Source organism: Acidiplasma cupricumulans, from assembly GCF_001402935.1.
In the GTDB taxonomy this organism is placed as follows: Archaea; Thermoplasmatota; Thermoplasmata; order Thermoplasmatales; family Thermoplasmataceae; genus Acidiplasma; species Acidiplasma aeolicum.
Map to the genome: position 1 here is coordinate 1 of NZ_LKBH01000105.1, position 2,077 is coordinate 2,077.

The 2,077-nt window shown below is 23.0% G+C and carries 3 protein-coding genes; 1 reads left to right on the forward strand and 2 read right to left on the reverse strand.

The features are described 5' to 3' along the window. Window positions 1-484: 484 nt before the first annotated feature. Window positions 485-1,099, forward strand: a complete 615-nt coding sequence (locus tag AOG55_RS09280) for a hypothetical protein (RefSeq protein WP_156318735.1) — start codon at window positions 485-487, stop codon at window positions 1,097-1,099. Here AOG55_RS09280 and AOG55_RS03285 read toward each other — a convergent pair. Together AOG55_RS03285 and AOG55_RS03290 are read right to left on the reverse strand one after the other, a co-directional pair. Further along, on the reverse strand, window positions 1,087-1,641 hold the full coding sequence (locus AOG55_RS03285; RefSeq protein ID WP_156318736.1) for a hypothetical protein: 555 nt from the start codon (window positions 1,639-1,641) through the stop codon (window positions 1,087-1,089). The genes AOG55_RS09280 and AOG55_RS03285 overlap by 13 nt on opposite strands. Before the next feature lie 35 nt (window positions 1,642-1,676). Next, the gene (locus AOG55_RS03290) at window positions 1,677-2,057 is read right to left on the reverse strand and encodes a hypothetical protein (protein WP_055040885.1); all 381 of its coding nucleotides are present in this window, start codon (window positions 2,055-2,057) and stop codon (window positions 1,677-1,679) included. Window positions 2,058-2,077: the final 20 nt, after the last annotated feature.

Here is a 2,077-nt window from a genome sequence, read left to right on the forward strand (position 1 = left end):
AAAAGCCTTCACTTAATTAATGCAATCATTCAATAAACATTTATCAAATATATACATTTCAAATTTTAAGGTAAATGAATTTATTAAAAAATTATATTGCTTTAAAATATCAAACGTATTATCATCTCCAAATAAAAAAGAAATAACAAATTTAATACATAATATGGAAAAAAGTCAGAACGTGGTATTTTCATATCTATGGGATAAAAATATAATGGTTGGAATCTTAAATAAGCAACATATAAATAACCCAATTGTTCTGGATAAATATAAACTGGAATTAATACCATATGAATCCATAGATGCTATAAGTTATCAAAATATCAAAGATTTATTTTTGAAATATTTTCAAAGAACATTTTATGGCAAATTAATTATAGATAAAGACCATTTTTATAATAAAAATATTTTCTATAAAGATGACATAATTACATTAGATGGTTTTCAGCTTAAATTCAACACTCTTAGTAATGGAAAAATGATAATGGTTATAGATTATAAGTACAAGGTGCTTAAAAAAATTGTTAATCAAAATTATATAGAATATATAAAAGAGACTTTAAAATATAGACCTGTTATAAAATTATTTGATTCATTATCAAAAAGATTCGTATTTATAAATAAAATAACTGACGCTAAAGTTGGCGATTTTTGTATTCCAGGATATAATATTAAACTGGTAGATTACCTTAAAAACAAATATGCTGAAACTGAACCAATAGATGCGAATCAAAACGTTCTAATGTCAGGTAACTATGCTTACAGTCCTCAATTTCTATATTATACTGCAGGCAATGTAGATTATGACAAAAGTAAATTTTTTATAAATACTTATAATAGATATAAAAAAATAAAAGGCATTGTAAAAGATTTTAATCTGTTAACAATAAAAATTAATAATTTAAATCTAAGTTTTAAACCATTTAACACCGAAGAAAATTTCATTTCTTTTAAAAAACCTGTAAGGAGATTCTATAAATCGGACAAGGGTATTAACAGATCATTATCACATGGTTTTTTAAGGGTTAACCCTTTAGATCATATTTTTATTTATTCTGATTTAAAAAGTAATATTACAGACAATATTTATAAATGGTAACAACTAAAAATATTTTGTATGTCCGTAAATAATTTTTTGTAAACGTCATAATGTTCACCCATATGAATATGTTCAAATTCATGTGCTATTTGTGGAATGCCTAAAACATCCAAACTTGAATTTATAATGATTACATACATTGTATCTAATGGTGGTTTTGTGTATTTAGCCGTGAAAAATGGTGTTGAAATAAAGTCATTGCCATCCAGTATTATAACATCAGTCTTTATATTTAATATTTTTTTAAGTTTTGACGAAATACTATCCAAAATATGGTGTAGCTTGTTATCACCTGTAACTAGTAGATTGGGCATTATTAAATATAAATCATTTATATTAGAACACATCATTTTATTGGCTGTATCTAATAAATCTTTTTTTATCTCTATATTTGTGGTTATACAAGCCTGTTCTAATAATTTATTGATATAATCTATATACTTTTTAAATCTTGATATGATAATATAAAAAATCTGATTATCTTTATATTTTTCCTTAAAAATATTTAAGTTACCATCATAAAAATTTATTTTGTTTTTCATTATTTGAAGATTAATATTATCCAAATTAGACATTATTAATCATCTTTAGTTGATACAGTTTTTATTTCTTTTATTGCATTATAAATGTTGAGGAAAACATCAATTTGCTCCTTCTTATATTTTTTTAATTGCATTTCTTTTTTTAGCTGTAATAATTTTTCTGATAATTCCTGTCTATTTAGTCTATATATTTCTCTTAATTTTAAATTTATATTACAAATTAAATCGTCATTTTCATATTCCTTATTACTAAGGATATTAAGAAGCTTTTCTCCACCGTCAATATATGCATTTAAATCATTATTGCTTCTATTATTAATGATCTGATCAATGGCATATGCTGCATTAACAGCAGTTTGTAACAAATCCAGTTGGGCTAAATTTTGTTCTTTTATATGCCATGAGGTATGAAACATTAATTTAATATATTAATAGA

Coding starts and splice junctions, on each gene's coding strand:
- AOG55_RS09280 (WP_156318735.1), top strand. CDS start 485: ATGGTTATAGATTATAAGTACAAGGTGCTTAAAAAAATTGTTAATCAA.
- AOG55_RS03285 (WP_156318736.1), bottom strand. CDS start 1,641: ATGAAAAACAAAATAAATTTTTATGATGGTAACTTAAATATTTTTAAG.
- AOG55_RS03290 (WP_055040885.1), bottom strand. CDS start 2,057: ATGTTTCATACCTCATGGCATATAAAAGAACAAAATTTAGCCCAACTG.